This is a genomic window from Affinundibacterium amnicola, assembly GCF_014284275.1.
Taxonomy (GTDB): domain Bacteria; phylum Pseudomonadota; class Gammaproteobacteria; order Burkholderiales; family Burkholderiaceae_D; genus Undibacterium; species Undibacterium amnicola.
Genome location: NZ_JACOFU010000004.1, coordinates 290226 through 306722, shown reverse-complemented (window position 1 = coordinate 306722; position 16497 = coordinate 290226). Strand labels below are relative to the sequence as shown.

Sequence of the window (16497 nt, the reverse complement as noted above, 5' to 3'; positions counted from 1 at the left end):
TCTTACGCTGGCTTGCCCACTACTTTTAAATCCATTACTAGCGATTTGTTTTTCATCTACGTTAGGCAACATCAAATGCCTTATCACCAAACACATCACGCCGCCACTCCTGAATCGCCTTAATTACCCACTGGCTGTCATCTAAAGGCAGATCGTGTCCAGCTAGCGGATGGATGTGCAAGGGCGCTTGCCACTTCTCTGCTAAGGTTTGAGAGCAATGAACATCTACCAGTTGATCTTGGCTAGCGGTTAGCAGTAATAGTGCGGTTTTTGGTGCCAGCTTTGGCGCTTGGAATTGCGAAGCCGCGCGTAGCTGGCGCAAGATATTGCTGCGTTTGATTGGATATTCTCGGGCGTAATGTATCCATTGATCGATGATCGCAGCTTTGGCCGACTGATCTGTCATTTGACTGGTCAATGACAAAATCAGTGCTTCGCGTTTTTGGGTTGTTCCGAATAGTAAGGTGCGTATGAGCCGAGGATAATTTTGCGGGCGCAAACGTTGATAGAAGGGATTGTGGGGCGCAAAACTGGTGTTAATTAAGACCATCGATGCTAATTCATCGGGAAACAATTCGGCCCATGCCACGGCGACCATCGCACCAAGCGAGATTGCCAATACGTGATAAGGTGGTTCACATCCTTTCGCTTGTAACTGTTGATGGCAATGCTTTGCCATTTCAGGAATCGTCGTCAGGCTGGATTGTTTGAACAAGGCACCGTTGCCAGGAAAATCGAGGCAAACAATGTCATCATCACCGATCACTTTTTGCAATTGATGTGGAAATTCGCCCCAGTGACGTGATTCACGCATCAACCCTCGCAGCAATACCCAAGTAGTCATGCGTATGCCCTCATTAGCGATACCAGCGTGCGACGGCGCGTTCTTGCAAACGGCATCGCTGCGGTCCCGTGCTGAGCCAATTCTGATAGCCACAGCTTGCTCTTACCAAGAAATCTAACCACGATGCGTGGCGTCGCAATACACGATGTAAACGATGCTCGGCAGTGGGATTGAACATGCCATGTCGAGAGAATAATTGACGTGGATTTTTCTTGACCCATAGCCATGATCCCATTTCTAAAGTCAGAGGTAAAAACGTGTTGGGTGTATGCGTTGTCTTCAAAATGTTCGAAGAGTTTATCGATGTATTTGCAGACGCTAGTTTTTGATGATGTAAGTACAGATAATCCCAGATATCGCCATGCGTTTTGTATTGCAGACTCTGCGGTTCGAACAGATAGCGATGATGTGGATGCGTTTCTTGAAATAGTTCTTCAAGGCGCAGAATATCCGCTAGGTGCGGAATAGGGTGCTCACTATGCGCATGTGGAAACCAGACTCGATCAACTAGACCAAAACCGGAGTGGCAATCAATCGCCATACTAAACTGACGTGGTAACAACTGCTCGCGCACAACTTTACACAAGGCTTGATTTTCAATTTCCATCTCGGCGTCGATGGCGCCGCGATACCAAGGCAAACGTGGGCTGAGTCGGTGCCCTCCCAATAAGAATGGCACTCTGCCATGGGCTTCGACGGGCGCATTGCGCATTAAATCAACGCCATTGGGATTCGCGCGCGTTGATCGCCACATGCCGCCAGGATTGATTAAGGGCATAAAAATTAAACGTACTTGCTGCAATAAGGCTTGCAAGCTTTTATCCCAAACTAGCTGCGATAACAAGCCACGCAAATAGCTAAGCAGCACTTGCGTGCCTATGCGTTCTAAGCCATGAATACCACCAAAAAAACCAATGGCGGGAAGCTGCGGGTCTGGATTGCCGAGTGCCAATTGGTAGACTGGAAAAGATTTATGCCGAACCTTTACTTCACAAGTGACATTGACCTCGAGATGGTTTTTCCCTAACTGGATAAGTCGTTCTAATTCTTGTAATTCTGGGAGTGCAGGCATGTTGATGCAGACTTTCAGAAACGTGCATTAGGGGCAGCGATGAAGTAAGTCAACAATGCTAGTGTAGTCGGGTGATGAAAGCAAGGTAAGCGTGCAACAAGTAGGTATTTTTACGTCTTGTGTTAATGAACTTCAGGCGCTTTCAAAAATAAGAATTTGAATTTGCCTGATTTTCTGCGAGAGAAGATTGGAGCAATCATTCTAAGTTTGGTCATTATTGAGTAATAATCAATTCATAGTATCAAGGGCTTCATCACTCAAAGGCTGCTTATGAAACCCCAAAATACTCGTCGTCAATTTATCCGCCATTTCGCTGCCACCACGGCGGCCGCTTCCACTACGTTGGCATTAAGTGCTTGCGGTGGTTCGGGTACTGCTCCTGTTTATGCTACTTTCGAACATGGTGTTGCCAGTGGCGATCCATTAAGTGACCGCGTGATTATCTGGACGCGTGTTTCGCCATCGAGCAACTATGATGGCAGAGATTTTGAATTGACTTGGCAGGTGGCGAGCGACGATCAATTTACCAAAATCGTCAAATCAGGCAGTATCGTGACCAACGCTAGCCGCGACTTCACCGCGAAAGTGGATGTCACTGGTTTGAGCGCTAACACGGCTTACTTTTACCGCTTTAATTTTGATAGCCGTTTATCACCAGTCGGTCGCACCAAGACTTTGCCGGTTGGCAGTGTGCAGCAAGTGAAGTTGGCGGTTGTGTCTTGTTCTAATTATCCTGCAGGCTATTTCCATGTGTACGCAGAAATCGCTAAACAAAACGATCTCGATGCCGTCATTCATCTTGGTGATTACATCTATGAATATCCACGCGATGGCTATGCTTCACAAGATGCCGCAAGTTTAAATCGCTTGGTAGAACCAAAAACAGAAATTGTGACGCTGACCGATTATCGTACACGCTATGCGATTTATCGTAGCGATACGGATTTGCAAGCGGTACATGCTAAGCATCCGTTCATTACGGTTTGGGATGACCATGAATTTGCGAATGACACATGGAATGGCGGCGCAGAAAATCACGATCCTGCAAAAGAAGGCCCTTTCAGCGCACGTCGTGCAGCGGCTTTGCAGGCCTATCATGAATGGATGCCAATTCGTTTGCCAGACGCAACGAAGAATGACCGCATTTATCGTTCGTTTGATTTTGGTAGTTTGGCGTCCTTGCACATGTTGGATACCCGTTTGATCGGGCGTGATAAACAATTGTCCTACGCAAGCTATATGGGTGCCGGTGGTGCTTTTGATGCGGCAAAATTTACTACCGACATGAGTAATCCTAGTCGCCAGTTAATGGGCGCAGAGCAAACAACTTGGTTGCAAGCACAAATGACAAAGTCAGCTGCGACTTGGCAAATTCTTGGTCAGCAGATTTTGATGGCGCGTATGAATATTCCAGCGCCATTGGTGTTGGGGCAAATTGGTTTTTCTGATTACACCACACTGTTAGGAAAAGCGCAGTTAGCGCCAACGACATTGACGGCGACTGAAAAAGCCATACTGGCGCAGCCAGCGATTCCATATAACCTCGATGCTTGGGATGGCTATGTGGTCGCACGCGAAACCTTGTTAGGTATTGCTAAAGCATTGGATAAAAACTTGATTTCCTTGGCAGGTGATACGCACAATTCATGGGCAAGCGATTTGGCTGACCTGAGTGGCAATGCTGTTGGCGTGGAGTTTGGCGTTTCGTCAGTTAGCTCACCGGGTTTTGAAGAATATTTTGCGAAAGAAGATCCAGCGCAAGTCGCTGCAGGTTTAGAGCAAATCATTGGGCCATTGGTTTACGCAGAAACCAAGAGCCGTGGCTATATGATCGTTACCGCAACCCCGACAGAAGCACGCTCAGAATGGCGTTATGTCAGTACGGTGAAATCAAAAACTTATAGTGCGGTCAGTGGTAAAACTTTGAAAGTCTTGCCTGGCAAAGCGAATCGTAAGTTGTTAGCAGTGTGAGCTTAAAAGTGAACTAAGACGATGTTTATGGAAGGAAGCGTTGTACGTCTGCGCTTCCTCCTTTAGTCAATTTCGGTCACTTCAATTTATAGCCACGTAACTTACCAACAATCCCGGTCGGGAAGAAATATACCGACAAAATAAACAAAACACCCAGCCATAACATCCAGCGATCAGGGTGGAATATTTGCGCCAGAATTGGGAAATCAACCAGCGATTCAGAGCCTTGCGCCATCAAATTCTTCAAATAATTTTGCGCGATGATAAAGAGTGCCGCACCGATCACCGCACCATACAGCGTACCCATGCCACCGATCACGACGATTAACAAAATATCGGTCATCACTTCAAAACTTAACATGGTCTTTGGTCCAACGTAACGCAACCATAGCGCCATCAAAGCGCCTGCTAATGCTGCTAATAAAGCAGCTAGGCAGTTGGCGAGAACACGGTAGACAACAGTACGGTAGCCGAGTGCTTCAGCGCGGAATTCATTTTCGCGTATCGCTTGTAAGACTCGACCGAAGGGTGAATTGACGACGCGAAGTAAGAACAAGAATAGCAACACGCAAATGCTAAATACGATGTAATAGGTAATCACTTTGCCATCGATATTGCGCCCTAAAATAGCATTTTCAAATAGTTGAAAACCCGGTGTCAATATTTCTGGAACACGAAAGGTGATGCCATCTTCGCCGCCGGTGAAATCGGACAATTGCGATGCCAATACGGCAAACGAGGACGCCACTGCGAGCGTAATCATGGAGTAAAAAATTGCACGTACACGTAATGCAAACAGACCTATCATTAAGGCCAAGGCGACGGTGATGACCAAGGCGAGTAATATCCCGACAAGCATTCTCGCCCAACCAGGTGTACTCGATGACAATGCCAAGCCAACGCCATAGGCCCCAATTCCAAAGAACATCGTATGCGCAAAGGAAACGATACCTGTATAGCCGAGCAATAAATCATACGAGGTGACCAAGATAATGTAGACGCAAATCGTCGCTGCCGTATTCAAAGGACGAGCGCCGCTGGTGATGAATGGTGCGGCTGCTAAGCCGAAGAATGTTAGCAGCAATAAAGCTGAGAGCAGACGGCTACGCGGCAGATCATCGGATAAGAGTTGACGGAACAGGTTCATAAGATTTTCGTTCACTAAGTAAATTGCTGCAAATTTCTACTTCACACCCTTCTCCCGCTCGCGGGAGAAGGGCCGGGGATGAGGGACGTTCAGCTTCGTCTAAAAGTATTCAGAAGCACGCCATATTTCCTTGGTTTTTGTTCCTGCTATTCAAACTTTGATTGATTTCTTTCAAGCGCGCGTCTAAGCCCCGCGCCGACCAATCGCATACAAACCAGCAGGTCGCCACAATAGGATCGCCATCATCAAAGCAATATTCGACACCAAGGCAAATTTAGGCGCCAAGAATCCCGCGTAATTGGTGACTAGAGCCATCAATAAGGCACCGATAAAACAACCACCTACCGAGCCGAGTCCGCCGATGATCACGACGATGAACACCATCACCATCACTTCGCTTCCCATTGCCGCAGTCAAGGTCTCTTTATACAAGCCCCACATCACACCGCCTAAACCGGCAAGTGCAGAACCGGCGGCGAATACTGCAATGAAAAGACGACGGATACGGTAACCTAGCGCTTCGACCATTTCGCCATTTTCAACGCCAGCGCGTATCAGTAAGCCTAGTTTGGTACGATTCAAAATCAAGAACATAGACAGAAAAACGACGATGCCAACGACCACGGCGATCAAACGATATTTCTCAATCGCAGCGTCACCGATAAAAATCGCGCCACGTAGACTTTCTGGTAGCGGTAAGGGAATTTGTTCAGCTCCCCAAATCACGCCAATGATTTGTTCGGCGACGATCATGCCGCCCATGGTGATCAGAATTTGTTTCAAATGCTGTCCATACACAGGCATGATGATCAGGCGTTCAAACGCCCATCCGAGAATCGCAGTGACCAACATCGCGAAGAGCACTGCTAAACCGAGTACACCCAGATTGATCCACAAAGAATCAATTTCTAACCAGCCCTTCATCGGCAATAGCACCATCGTCGCGGCATAAGCACCGACCGCGACAAAAGCACCGTGACCAAAATTTAAAACATCCATCAGGCCGAACACGAGTGTCAGTCCACTCGACATGATGAAGATCATCATGCCCATCGCGAGACCCGCAACAGTTAAGGTCAGCCAGGTCGGAAAACTGCCTATCAAAGGCAGCATCGCCAACGCTAATACTGGCACTAAAAAGAGTGGCGCTAGATCGCGTGGCTTGCTTGGTAGATCAGGATTGTTCATATGCTGTCATTTACCTATCGCTCAATTTATCTTGGACTTACGCAAAATAGACGCTGGTCTTGTTGTGTTCACCTCGTCGTGCAATTGCACTGTCTTCGGCTCCACGCCCCCGACTAAAACATTCGAGGGCAGGCTCTAGCTAGTGCAATTTTGCGTAAGTCCTAATTCCTATTTTTGCCGAGTATGTTACTGATGGCTTGCCAACGACAAACCCAGCAATTTCTGCTGTAAGTCTTCATTGTCTGCCAGCTCACGCATCGTTCCTGTGTGCACCACGCGTCCATCGTCCATGACTGCAACCGTGTCACCCAAATTTTTCACAAAGTTGAAATTTTGTTCGACCAAGAGGATGGAGGTATCGCTGGCCTTGAGTTCCTTGAAGGCTTCCATCAGACTTTGAACGATCGCCGGAGCTAAGCCTTTGGTTGGCTCATCGACCAATAATAATTTGCGCGGTTCTATCATGGCACGTGCAATCGCCACCATTTGTTTTTGACCGCCTGACAAATTACCAGCGGGATAATTCCAGAATTTTTTCAAGGCCGGAAAGAAACCAAAAATCCATTCGAGTCGCTCGGTATTCATCGCGCCATTGCGTGCTGCCAAATGCAGGTTTTCTTTGACAGTTAAATCCGAAAAGATCGCCATACTTTCTGGCACATAAGCGATACCTGCTTGCGCAATCGATGGCGTAGAGAGCGCCGCAATGTTTTGTCCATCAAATAGAACACTACCTTGGCTGGCTTTCCATAAGCCCATGATGGTGCGCAGCGTGGTGGTTTTGCCCGCGCCATTGCGACCTAGTAAAACGGAAAGTCCGTCACGTGGCACGCGCAGATCGACACCTTGCAAAATATGGTATTCACCAATGTGCGTGTGTACGCCTGTTAACTCCAACAGCATTTGAGCTGCTTGAGTTTGCCCTGCTGGAGCTTGAGTTGCTGCATCAGACATCTTGCGCGACTCCTTTACCTAAATAAGCTTCCTGTACGATGGCCGATGCCATCACGGTCGCTGGTTCACCATCGGCGACCAAAGTGCCATTGTGTAAAACGATAATTCTGTCGGCTAGGGAACGTACTACATCCATTTTGTGTTCAACTAAGAGGATAGTTTTATTTTTCTCTGCTTTCACTTCTTGAATCAGATTCAAAACCACAGGCACTTCGTCTACGCTCATGCCGGCGGTTGGTTCATCAAACATCATGATTTCTGGTTCCAGTGCCAACAAGATCGCCACTTCCAATTTACGCTTGTCACCATGCGATAAAGTGATCACGCGGTCATCGCGACGATTCGCCAGTGCAACGCGTTCAAGATAATGTTCGGCGCGTTGTATCAATTCTTTATGACTCGACCACAGCGAGAAGATATTTAAGCCTATACCAGCACGACTTTGCACCGCCAATCGTACGTTTTCCATCACCGATAAATGCGGAAATAAATTCGTCAATTGAAACGCACGACCTATGCCAGCGCGGGTACGTTTGGCGGCGCCGAACTTCGTGATGTCTTGTCCAAATAAACTGACGCTACCCGAACTCGCATTGAGCTGACCCGAGATCAAATTAAAGTAGGTGGTTTTGCCCGCGCCATTTGGTCCGACTATGACGGTTAAGCTGCCCGGATAAAAATCTGCACTCACTTGATTGACCGCGACATGACCACCAAAGTGGATGCTCAAGTCGCGGGTGCTCAAGGATGGTGTGCTAACAGGTGGCGTGCTAACAGGTGGCGTACTAACAGATGATGTGCTGCTGGTTTGCATGTGCTGTGCGATCTAGAATGAACTATCGTTTGTTTTTTACTGGAACCGGAATATCGCTAGCAGGAATTTCGCGTACCAATTCCAAAATATCCCATTCGTTTTTCTGATCTTTTTTGATCTTGAAGTGATACATGGATTGCAGTGCTTGATGATCTTCTTTGCGGAAATTCATCTTGCCTTTTGGCGTGTCAAATTCCATACCTTCCATTGTGGTAATGAGTTTTTCTGTATTGGTCGATTTAGCTTTGTTTAGTGCGGTGTAGACCGCGCTAGCAGCAGCGAAACCACCAGCGGTAAAGAAATCTGGCGGTGCTTTAAAGCGCTTGGTGTGCTCAGCAACTAACCAGTCATTCATTTTGTTTTTTGGGAAATCATAGTAGTAGTAAATCGTTCCCTGTGTACCTGCATAGGATTTCCATAACTTCATCACGGGCAGAATATTGCCGCCCGGTGCGAGATTGATGCCGAAGCGTTCTGGCTTAAGATCGGCTAACTTATTCATAGGGCTAGGTCCCGCCCACACGATTTGTAATAGACGTGGTTCTGGTTTATTTTTTAAAGCATCAAAAATTCTCTGTGCTGGTGCCGTGAAATCTGTCGTGTTTTGCGCTGCGAATTCTTCGTGCACGACTTTAGCTTTAGAACCTGCTGTTGCCAGTGCTTCTTTCGCAGCTTTGATGGCGTCGCGGCCAAAGGCATTATCTTGACTGAGGAAGGCAATACTGCCGCCGGACTTGATCGTGCTAGCAGCCGCCAAGGCGTCCTGCATAGAGTTGCGGCTGGTACGGAAGATATAACGATTCCATTTATCTCCAGTAATCGCGTCGGCAACCGCCGGTTCAACGATCAAGATTTTTTTGTACTCTTCCGCGACTGGCAACATGGCTAAAGCGGAACCAGACGAGGTCGTTCCGACTGCGATATCAACTTTGTCGTCACCATAGGCTTCCGCTAATAACGCACGGCCCATATCGGGTTTGCTTTGATCGTCTTTGATGATGACTTTGATCTTCTTGCCGTTGACTTCCATTTTGCCACCGGTCAGATATTCCAGGCCCATCATGAAGCCGGTTTCGGTTTCTTTGGCATACGGCTCCAATGCGCCTGTCTTCCCGGCGATCAGCGCGATCTTGATATCTTGTGCGAGTGCTAAACCTGCCGATGTGAGTAAGCTAAATCCTAAGCCCAAGCCGAGTGCGATTTGCTTGAGTTTGAAGTGTTTAGTTTTTTTGTCAGTGGTATGCATAAGTGCTCCTTGGTTTTTTCTATCGTGAATTTTTATTCGACTTGCTGTAAAAAATTCTGTAAAGCTTGTTGCGCTTCCGGTTCGGTCAGCATAGGCGCGTGGCCGATTTGTGGAACTTCAACATACTGCAATTGCGGGCAAACTTGTTTCATATAATTTGCCTGCTCATCTTCCAATAGATCGGAAATAGAACCACGCACCAATAAGCATGGGCGACTTCTACTTAACCGCTTAAATGCCCACCGTCCTAACCAAGACGTCGCTTTCAATTTACCTGTTTTGAGCGGGGTGGCAATCAAGGGATCATACTGCAATTCCAATTCGCCTTGCGCATTCTCAGCAAAAGCACGCTGTGCCCATTTATCCCATTCCGCATCGGTGTTATTGGGAAAGGCGGAGCGGTTAATGCGTTTGATGTACTCGCGTGCTTGTTCCCAGTTGGCACAGTGCATACCATCACCAGCGTATCCAGCGATTCTGTCTAAGCCTTTTTGTGACAACTTGGGGCCGACATCGTTCAATACTGCTGCAGCGATTAACTTAGATTTGCGCAATGCCAGCGTCATGGTAATTAAGCCGCCCATCGAAGTGCCGATGAAGACGGCGCGCTTGATACCAAGTTGGTCCGCCAGACTTACGATATCGTTGGCATAGACCCACGGGTGATAATGCGCAACTTGCTGTGCATGTTGTGAACGGCCACGACCACGCACATCGACGGCGATCACACGTCGTCCTTGTTGCGCTAATAGCGGCGCTAATTCATTAAAATCGGCTGAATTTCGGGTCAGGCCATGAATGCAAATAATCGGTAATTTTGAAGAGGGCAAAGTAGCAGCATAGTCACGCGCATACAAACGCAGACCATCTTTGCTAGTGAAATAAACGTCTTTGTAATCGCTCACGATATTCAAGCCCAAATCGAATTTTTTATAGGTGAATAGTAGCTGCCTGGCAGCACAAGAATTTGGCAAAAAAACGACCAGCCCAGCGTTGAGCCGGTCGCAAATTCTCTAAAACGTTGATGAGAGTGCAGCAGCTGCATACCAGAGCTGCTGCAAATCTCCGTTTTAGAAACGATAGTCCAAAGTCAAGGTGTAAGTGCGTGGATTGCCGTAGAAAGCGGTGGTGCTGCCTTCACCCAAAGTTGGGAATAAATAGCCAGCCACTTTGTAACGTGCATCATTCAAGTTTTTGCCATGTAAGCCAACGCGTACGCGATTATCTGAGCGGCTCCAGACTAAACTTGCATCCCACAACTTGTAGCTATCTTGATCGAGAATCGGCGTCGGTGTTTCGAACTGGTAGGTCTTGCCACGGAAGGCCAAGCCACTGCTCAAGGTCAGTTTGCCAGAGTTGCCCAACATTGCCATATCCCAATCGTAGTTCGCACGGATGCTGGCGGTTTGCTTTGGCGTGTTTTGGAAGACGCGCAAGTTCGCGACATCGATGTTGCCTGCACCAATGTACTTGGTATATTTCGCATCGATGTAGCTGAACATACCAGACAAGCTAAACGCATCAGTTAAACGTGCAGTTGCTTCGAGTTCGATACCATCAATCTTCGCTTTACCTGCATTGGTGGTCACGCCGGCGAAGCTATCGTCTTTACCATCGCCATTGGTATCAATCGCGACTGAGCCAGGGATTTGCACCTCTTTGTAATCGCTGTGGAAAACCGCGATGTTAGTCAATACCGTATTTTTTGCAAACGCCGATTTCAAACCAATTTCAAAGGTACTGATTTGTTCTGGTAAAAAGCCTTGCTTCGCTTTGTCTAAGCTGAGTTTGGAGCCGACTAAGTTCATACGCGGATCAAAGCCACCACCTTTGAAGCCTTCAGTCCATGAGGCATACACGTTTTGATCTGCGCTAGCTTTCCATCCAAGTGAAATACGTGGCGTGAATTTTTTGTCTTCACGATGGAGATCGGATTTCGTTAAATTCGTATCAGTTCTGAACAAAATTGCGCTTGGGTTACCCATCGCTGGTGAACCTGCTGTACCTAAATAAATCTGACGCAAGATAGTTGCTTCGCGTTTGTCGATGGTATAGCGACCACCGATCGATAAGCTCAGATCTTTGCTCAAATCAAAGCTCGCATCAGCAAATGCTGCCCATGCTTTAGTATCGATATCACCTTCAGTGAAAGTGGATGTGCCGAGCAAGCGCACATCAAATTTATTGTAGGCATTGGCATCAATGTAGTAGACCCCAGCAACACCTTGGAACGCCTTGCCAGTGTAAGTGAATTGGAACTCTTGGCTGAACTGCTTGTTTTTATACAGCGCAGGGACATCAAAATCGACCGTGCCTAAGGAGTCAAAATCGATTGGTGCGTAGGATTTGTCATGACGTGAAGAAGTCACCGATTTGAACATCAAGTCCGATTCAATTTGGTATTCAACTAAAGCCGAGAAGCCAGATTGTGTCACTTGTTGTTTTTTGCCGAGCGCGGTGTTTAAGTTAGCACGAGTGTCATACACATTGCCCAATACGGGTGCACCGCTGATTTTACCCACGGTTAAACGATGGCCGTGTTTAGGATTAGAATCATCTTGGCTGGTGTCAGCAGATAAGCGAATGAACAAAGCGCTGCTAGGCAAAAATTCCGCACTTAAACGCGCTGCCGATACATCTTTGTTGTAGTTGTCTTCACCGGTGGTGAAGTTAGTACCGAAGCCATTACGCTTAAATTTTGCCAGTGTGCCGCCAACGCGTACGGTGTCTGACAAAGCGGTGCTGGCCGTGAAGACGCCATCCATTTGGCCATAGCTACCGATCGAGGCTTTCAAGCGCATATCCGTCGCTGGACCCATTTTGCGCGTCACATATTTGACTGCACCACCAATGGTATTGCGACCGTATAAAGTCCCTTGTGGTCCACGTAACACTTCTATGCGTTCGACATCATAAATATCGGCAACCGCACCTTGTGGACGGGCTAGATAGATATCGTCTAGATAGATACCCACGCCAGATTCAAAACCAGCGAGGGGATCTTGTTGACCCACACCGCGGATGAAGGAGGTCAGTGTGGAATTAGTACCGCGTGACGCGCTCATCGTGGTGTTCGGCAAAGTTAATACCAAGCCGGTGATATCGGCGACACCACTTTTCGATAATTGATCGGCGCTATACGCAGTCACTGAGACAGGTACGTCCTGCAAAGTTTCTTCGCGGCGACGTGCGCTCACCACGACTTTAGAAATTTGGGTGTCATCGCTGACTTTCGCCACTGTATCGCTAGATTGCGCTTGGGCAAAGCCCATACCGCTGCCATAGATCGCAAAAATAGCCGCTGCAGAGCGGCTAAGCAGGACGAGATTACGCTTAGATTTTGTTGAGGATGTCATGATTTGTCTCCAGAGTTTTTATGGTTTCGAGTTCACCGTTACTTGCCATTGGAGTGCAATGAGCGGCCTGTCGAAGCGGTACTGCTGTTTTATTTAATTCAGGTGGTATGCGATTGCATTAACACGGATTGCAGTGTGTATGAATTCAAAGCGCTTAGAAACACGAGCAATTGCGCAATCACTGTGCATAAATGCACAGTGATAATTTATTGCTATCGAAAAGCTGCATTTCTGCATGAAAGTAAGTGATTTAAGCGGAATTTTGCAAAAATAGCCCCAAAATTGTGCAGTGCACGCACGTGGTAAGTGCGCAACAAACTGATCAATGCGCTAAGACGGCGCATTTTTCTCTTGATAAAAGTCTATTTTCGGCAGAAAAGAAGCAGATTGCTAAACTTATGTGCTTTGATGCACAATCGACGCATTCCACTCAAACTTATCTGCGAAACGCTGTAAACCGAAAATAATCAAGGAATGTCATGACTACTTTGCCCGAATGGACCGATCTGCGTTTCTTCTTAGAGTTGGCACGCTCAGGGACTTTGTCAGGCACTTCGCGACGTTTGTCGGTCGAGCATACGACAGTCGCAAGACGTATTGATAGGCTAGAAGAACAACTCGGTGCCACCTTGTTTGATCGCAGTCGTGAAGGCTATCAATTGACGGAAATGGGACTGGCTTTATTGCCGCATGCAGAAGCAATGGAAAGTGCGGTCACCGCCGCGCAAGATGAATTGACTGGTGCGCAAATTTCTGTACGAGGCATAGTCCGTTTGGGTGTGCCAGAAATTCTAGGTTCGCGTGTGGTCGCACCTGCCTTAGTCGATCTTTTACAAGCGCATCCGGATTTGAGCGTGGATTTGTTATTGCTACCGCGCTTTGCTAACTTAGCGAATCGTGAAGCTGATCTGGGTGTGATGTTAGATCCACCTAGCACGGGTCGTTATATGGTGACGCGTCTAGCCAGTTTTCGTATGTACATCTACGGTGCGCCTTCGTATTTATCCAAGCATCCGCCGATTAAAGTACATGCAGATTTAATCAAACATGACTTTGTCGATTATGTGCAAGACCGCTTGGCTAGTAGTGGATTGAACTATATGGGTGAATTAGGTTTTACGCCACATCGACGCATGTGTTGCACCAGCTTGGCCGCGCAATGCGAAGCCGCTGCCTTAGGCTTAGGTTTGATTATGGCACCACCTTACGCGGTGCCGGATGACGGACGTTTGGTCCGTGTCTTGGAAAACAACTTCTATGCAGAGCGCTCGTTTTGTTTGGTTGCGCCAACGGATTTATATCGATTGCAAAGAGTGCGGGTGGTGTGGAATTTGTTGCGTGATGTGGCAGAAAAAAATCCGGCTTTATTCATCATACCCAATTAGTCCTCAGGGAGCAGGTAAGTTAGGATTTGCACCTGAACAGACAACACAGTCATCGTGAATCCTTTTACAATGTGCTCTGCATAAATCTAGAGTTCTTCGACCCGCTTTCATGTCTTTCATTTCCTCACCTGCCATTCGATTACGTTTCATTCAGGTGATGAGTTGGTGTCGTGGTCATCCAGTGCGAGCCAGCCTTGCATTGATCTTGACTGCTCTGCTCCTGTTAGACCAAATATTCCCACCACCAATTCCGCGTGATGAGCCTGGCATGGTCGTCGTTGCGCGTGATGGTACGCCTTTACGTGCATGGCCTGATGCCGATGGGGTATGGCGTTTTCCAGTGACGCCGGACAAAGTTTCAGAAAAATATCTCGATGCTTTATTGACCTACGAAGATCGCTGGTTTTACTGGCATCCGGGTGTGAATCCGCTGGCACTATCACGTGCTGCTTGGCAATGGTTAAGACATGGAGAAATTGTTTCAGGTGGCTCGACTTTGAGCATGCAAGTGGCACGTGCCTTAGAACCCGTGCCACGTAGTTTGTCTGGAAAACTCCAGCAAATCGCCCGCGCACTGCAATTGGAAATACGCTTATCTAAACGCGAAATTCTCACCCTGTATTTGAATCACGCACCGATGGGTGGCATCGTCGAAGGGGTAGAAATGGCGAGCCGCAGTTACTTGGGAAAAAGTGCTAGTCAACTTTCCGCTGCTGAAGCCGCATTGTTGGTGGTATTGCCGCAAGCACCTTCACGTTTGCGCCCAGACCGCCATCCCGCGCGTGCGCAGTTGTATCGCGACAAAGTCTTAAAGCGTATGGCGCAACTAAAGCATTGGACGCCAGCGGAAGTCGATGATGCATTGATCGAAAAGGTCGGTGCTAATCCACCGCGCTTAGCTTGGCTCGCACCTTTGGCGGCAGAGCGTTTACGGCAAGCTGTAAAACGCAAAAAAGTTAAAGCAGTGGGAAGTGAAACGACGATTGTGCAATCGACTTTAGATCGCGAAGTGCAGACTTTGTTGGAACGCATGCTGGCAGATAAAGTCAGTCAGTTACCGCGCTTTGTGTCGATGGCAGCGATGGTGATGGATAACAAAAGCATGGAAGTCTTAGGCTATGCGGGTTCCGCTGATTTTTCAGATGAACGTCGTTTCAACCACGTTGATATGGTGCGCGGCATTCGCTCACCCGGATCGACCCTGAAACCATTTCTCTATGCGATGGCTTTGGATGATGGTTTGATTCATTCTGAAAGCTTATTAGCTGATACGCCACAGTCTTTTAGCGGATATGATCCGGGTAATTTTCAAGCGAATTTTTCAGGGCCAGTGAGTGTGTCGGAGGCTCTACAAAGATCGCTGAATGTGCCTGCTGTTGATCTGTTAGATCGTGTTGGTGCCAGTCGTTTTACTGCACGTTTATCGAGCGCGGGTTTGCGTTTACGTTTGCCGAAAGACGCCAGCCCCAATCTGAGTGTGATTCTTGGCGGCGCGGGTACTAGCTTGGAAGAGTTGGTTGGTGCGTATCGGTCATTGGCGATGGCGGGTATGGCTGGTGCGCCGCGCATTACGCCCGATGCGCCAGTGCGTGAAGCGCGCATGATGAGCGCAGGCGCTGCTTTTATCATTCGCAATATTTTGGAAACCGGTGGACATCCTGATCAACCATTTGTCGAAGACGATGGCAGCGGTGTCCGTTTAGCTTGGAAAACGGGCACTAGTTATGGCTTTCGCGATGCTTGGGCGGTTGGTGTCAGTGGTCGTTACACACTTGGTGTGTGGGTGGGGCGACCAGATGGCACCCCCAACCCCGGCTTTTTCGGTGCCAATGTTGCCGCTCCATTATTGCAGCAAATTGCCTTTGCACTGCCCCGTAGTCAAGTCCCGCAATCGCAGCCAACAGAAGTGAGTAGCGCGCAAATTTGTTGGCCCTTAGGTACCGCTGCTGAGCAGACTGCCGCTACGCATTGTCATGTGAAGCGTAGCGCGTGGATTTTGAAAGAGACGATACCGCCAACTTTACCAGATCGGCTGCGTGCACGTAGCTTGTTAGAAAATATCTGGATCGATCCGCAAACACAATTGCGCACTACGCCAGCTTGCAACCCACAAGCGCAACAACACGAAGTCGCGCGTTGGCCTTCGCTATTGGAAGCTTGGCTTAGTCCGCAACGCAAACAAGAATTAGGATTAGTCGCATGGAGCGCCGACTGCCCGCAACTGAATGTGGTCGGCAGTATTAAGTTGATGGGACTTAATCAAGGTAGTCGCTTACGCGCTGCGCCAGGCAAACAAAATGTTATCGTCAGTCTCGATGCCGTCGGCGGCAGTGGCCAACATTATTGGTTATTGGACGGCAAACAGACTGAGAATGCCAATGGTAAAAAGCGGCAAAGCTTTATCATCAATACGAGTGGTGCGCACAGCATTACGGTGATCGATGCTGCGGGTCATGTCGATAGTGTGGGGTTTGTGGTGGATAAGCGGGATTAATCATGTGGTATCGGCATAGTCTGCAA

At 48.1% G+C, this 16497-nt stretch carries 12 protein-coding genes; 3 read left to right on the top strand and 9 right to left on the bottom strand.

Annotated features, from left to right (window positions below):
• Positions 1-61 precede the first annotated feature (61 nt).
• Positions 62-844 (bottom strand): alpha/beta fold hydrolase, encoded by a 783-nt coding sequence (locus H8K33_RS11875; protein WP_186891247.1) that lies wholly within the window; start codon positions 842-844, stop codon positions 62-64.
• A gap of 13 nt (positions 845-857) precedes the next feature.
• A complete protein-coding gene (locus tag H8K33_RS11870; protein ID WP_186891246.1) occupies positions 858-1916 on the bottom strand; it encodes a M14 family zinc carboxypeptidase in 1059 nt (352 codons plus the stop codon).
• 270 nt (positions 1917-2186) lie between these two features.
• On the opposite strand from H8K33_RS11870, the gene H8K33_RS11865 reads away from it, so the two are divergent.
• A complete protein-coding gene (locus H8K33_RS11865; protein ID WP_186891245.1) occupies positions 2187-3887 on the top strand; it encodes an alkaline phosphatase D family protein in 1701 nt (566 codons plus the stop codon).
• 76 nt (positions 3888-3963) lie between these two features.
• Here the strand turns inward: H8K33_RS11865 and H8K33_RS11860 are convergent, their stop codons facing one another.
• From H8K33_RS11860 to H8K33_RS11830, 7 genes are all read right to left on the bottom strand, one after another.
• Positions 3964-5034 (bottom strand): branched-chain amino acid ABC transporter permease, encoded by a 1071-nt coding sequence (locus H8K33_RS11860; protein ID WP_186891244.1) that lies wholly within the window; start codon positions 5032-5034, stop codon positions 3964-3966.
• A 183-nt stretch (positions 5035-5217) separates the two neighbouring features.
• Positions 5218-6222, bottom strand: coding sequence for a branched-chain amino acid ABC transporter permease (locus tag H8K33_RS11855; protein ID WP_186891243.1), 1005 nt, complete (start codon positions 6220-6222; stop codon positions 5218-5220).
• 186 nt (positions 6223-6408) lie between these two features.
• A complete protein-coding gene (locus H8K33_RS11850) occupies positions 6409-7176 on the bottom strand; it encodes an ABC transporter ATP-binding protein (protein ID WP_246443554.1) in 768 nt (255 codons plus the stop codon).
• Positions 7169-7990 (bottom strand): ABC transporter ATP-binding protein, encoded by an 822-nt coding sequence (locus tag H8K33_RS11845; RefSeq protein WP_186891242.1) that lies wholly within the window; start codon positions 7988-7990, stop codon positions 7169-7171. The genes H8K33_RS11850 and H8K33_RS11845 overlap by 8 nt, the downstream gene beginning before the upstream one ends.
• A 22-nt stretch (positions 7991-8012) precedes the next feature.
• Positions 8013-9236 (bottom strand): substrate-binding domain-containing protein, encoded by a 1224-nt coding sequence (locus H8K33_RS11840; RefSeq protein WP_186891241.1) that lies wholly within the window; start codon positions 9234-9236, stop codon positions 8013-8015.
• A gap of 32 nt (positions 9237-9268) precedes the next feature.
• Positions 9269-10141: an alpha/beta fold hydrolase gene (locus tag H8K33_RS11835; protein WP_186891240.1), complete on the bottom strand. Its 873-nt coding sequence runs from the start codon at positions 10139-10141 to the stop codon at positions 9269-9271.
• A gap of 165 nt (positions 10142-10306) precedes the next feature.
• The gene (locus tag H8K33_RS11830; RefSeq protein ID WP_186891239.1) at positions 10307-12592 is read right to left on the bottom strand and encodes a TonB-dependent receptor; all 2286 of its coding nucleotides are present in this window, start codon (positions 12590-12592) and stop codon (positions 10307-10309) included.
• 479 nt (positions 12593-13071) lie between these two features.
• On the opposite strand from H8K33_RS11830, the gene H8K33_RS11825 reads away from it, so the two are divergent.
• The gene (locus H8K33_RS11825; RefSeq protein WP_186891238.1) at positions 13072-13977 is read left to right on the top strand and encodes a LysR family transcriptional regulator; all 906 of its coding nucleotides are present in this window, start codon (positions 13072-13074) and stop codon (positions 13975-13977) included.
• A 109-nt stretch (positions 13978-14086) separates the two neighbouring features.
• Positions 14087-16471 (top strand): penicillin-binding protein 1C, encoded by a 2385-nt coding sequence (gene pbpC / locus H8K33_RS11820; RefSeq protein WP_390320267.1) that lies wholly within the window; start codon positions 14087-14089, stop codon positions 16469-16471.
• Positions 16472-16497 lie beyond the last annotated feature (26 nt).

Coding starts and splice junctions, on each gene's coding strand:
- H8K33_RS11875 (WP_186891247.1), bottom strand. CDS start 844: ATGACTACTTGGGTATTGCTGCGAGGGTTGATGCGTGAATCACGTCAC.
- H8K33_RS11870 (WP_186891246.1), bottom strand. CDS start 1,916: ATGCCTGCACTCCCAGAATTACAAGAATTAGAACGACTTATCCAGTTA.
- H8K33_RS11865 (WP_186891245.1), top strand. CDS start 2,187: ATGAAACCCCAAAATACTCGTCGTCAATTTATCCGCCATTTCGCTGCC.
- H8K33_RS11860 (WP_186891244.1), bottom strand. CDS start 5,034: ATGAACCTGTTCCGTCAACTCTTATCCGATGATCTGCCGCGTAGCCGT.
- H8K33_RS11855 (WP_186891243.1), bottom strand. CDS start 6,222: ATGAACAATCCTGATCTACCAAGCAAGCCACGCGATCTAGCGCCACTC.
- H8K33_RS11850 (WP_246443554.1), bottom strand. CDS start 7,176: ATGTCTGATGCAGCAACTCAAGCTCCAGCAGGGCAAACTCAAGCAGCT.
- H8K33_RS11845 (WP_186891242.1), bottom strand. CDS start 7,990: ATGCAAACCAGCAGCACATCATCTGTTAGTACGCCACCTGTTAGCACG.
- H8K33_RS11840 (WP_186891241.1), bottom strand. CDS start 9,236: ATGCATACCACTGACAAAAAAACTAAACACTTCAAACTCAAGCAAATC.
- H8K33_RS11830 (WP_186891239.1), bottom strand. CDS start 12,592: ATGACATCCTCAACAAAATCTAAGCGTAATCTCGTCCTGCTTAGCCGC.
- H8K33_RS11825 (WP_186891238.1), top strand. CDS start 13,072: ATGACTACTTTGCCCGAATGGACCGATCTGCGTTTCTTCTTAGAGTTG.
- pbpC (WP_390320267.1), top strand. CDS start 14,087: ATGTCTTTCATTTCCTCACCTGCCATTCGATTACGTTTCATTCAGGTG.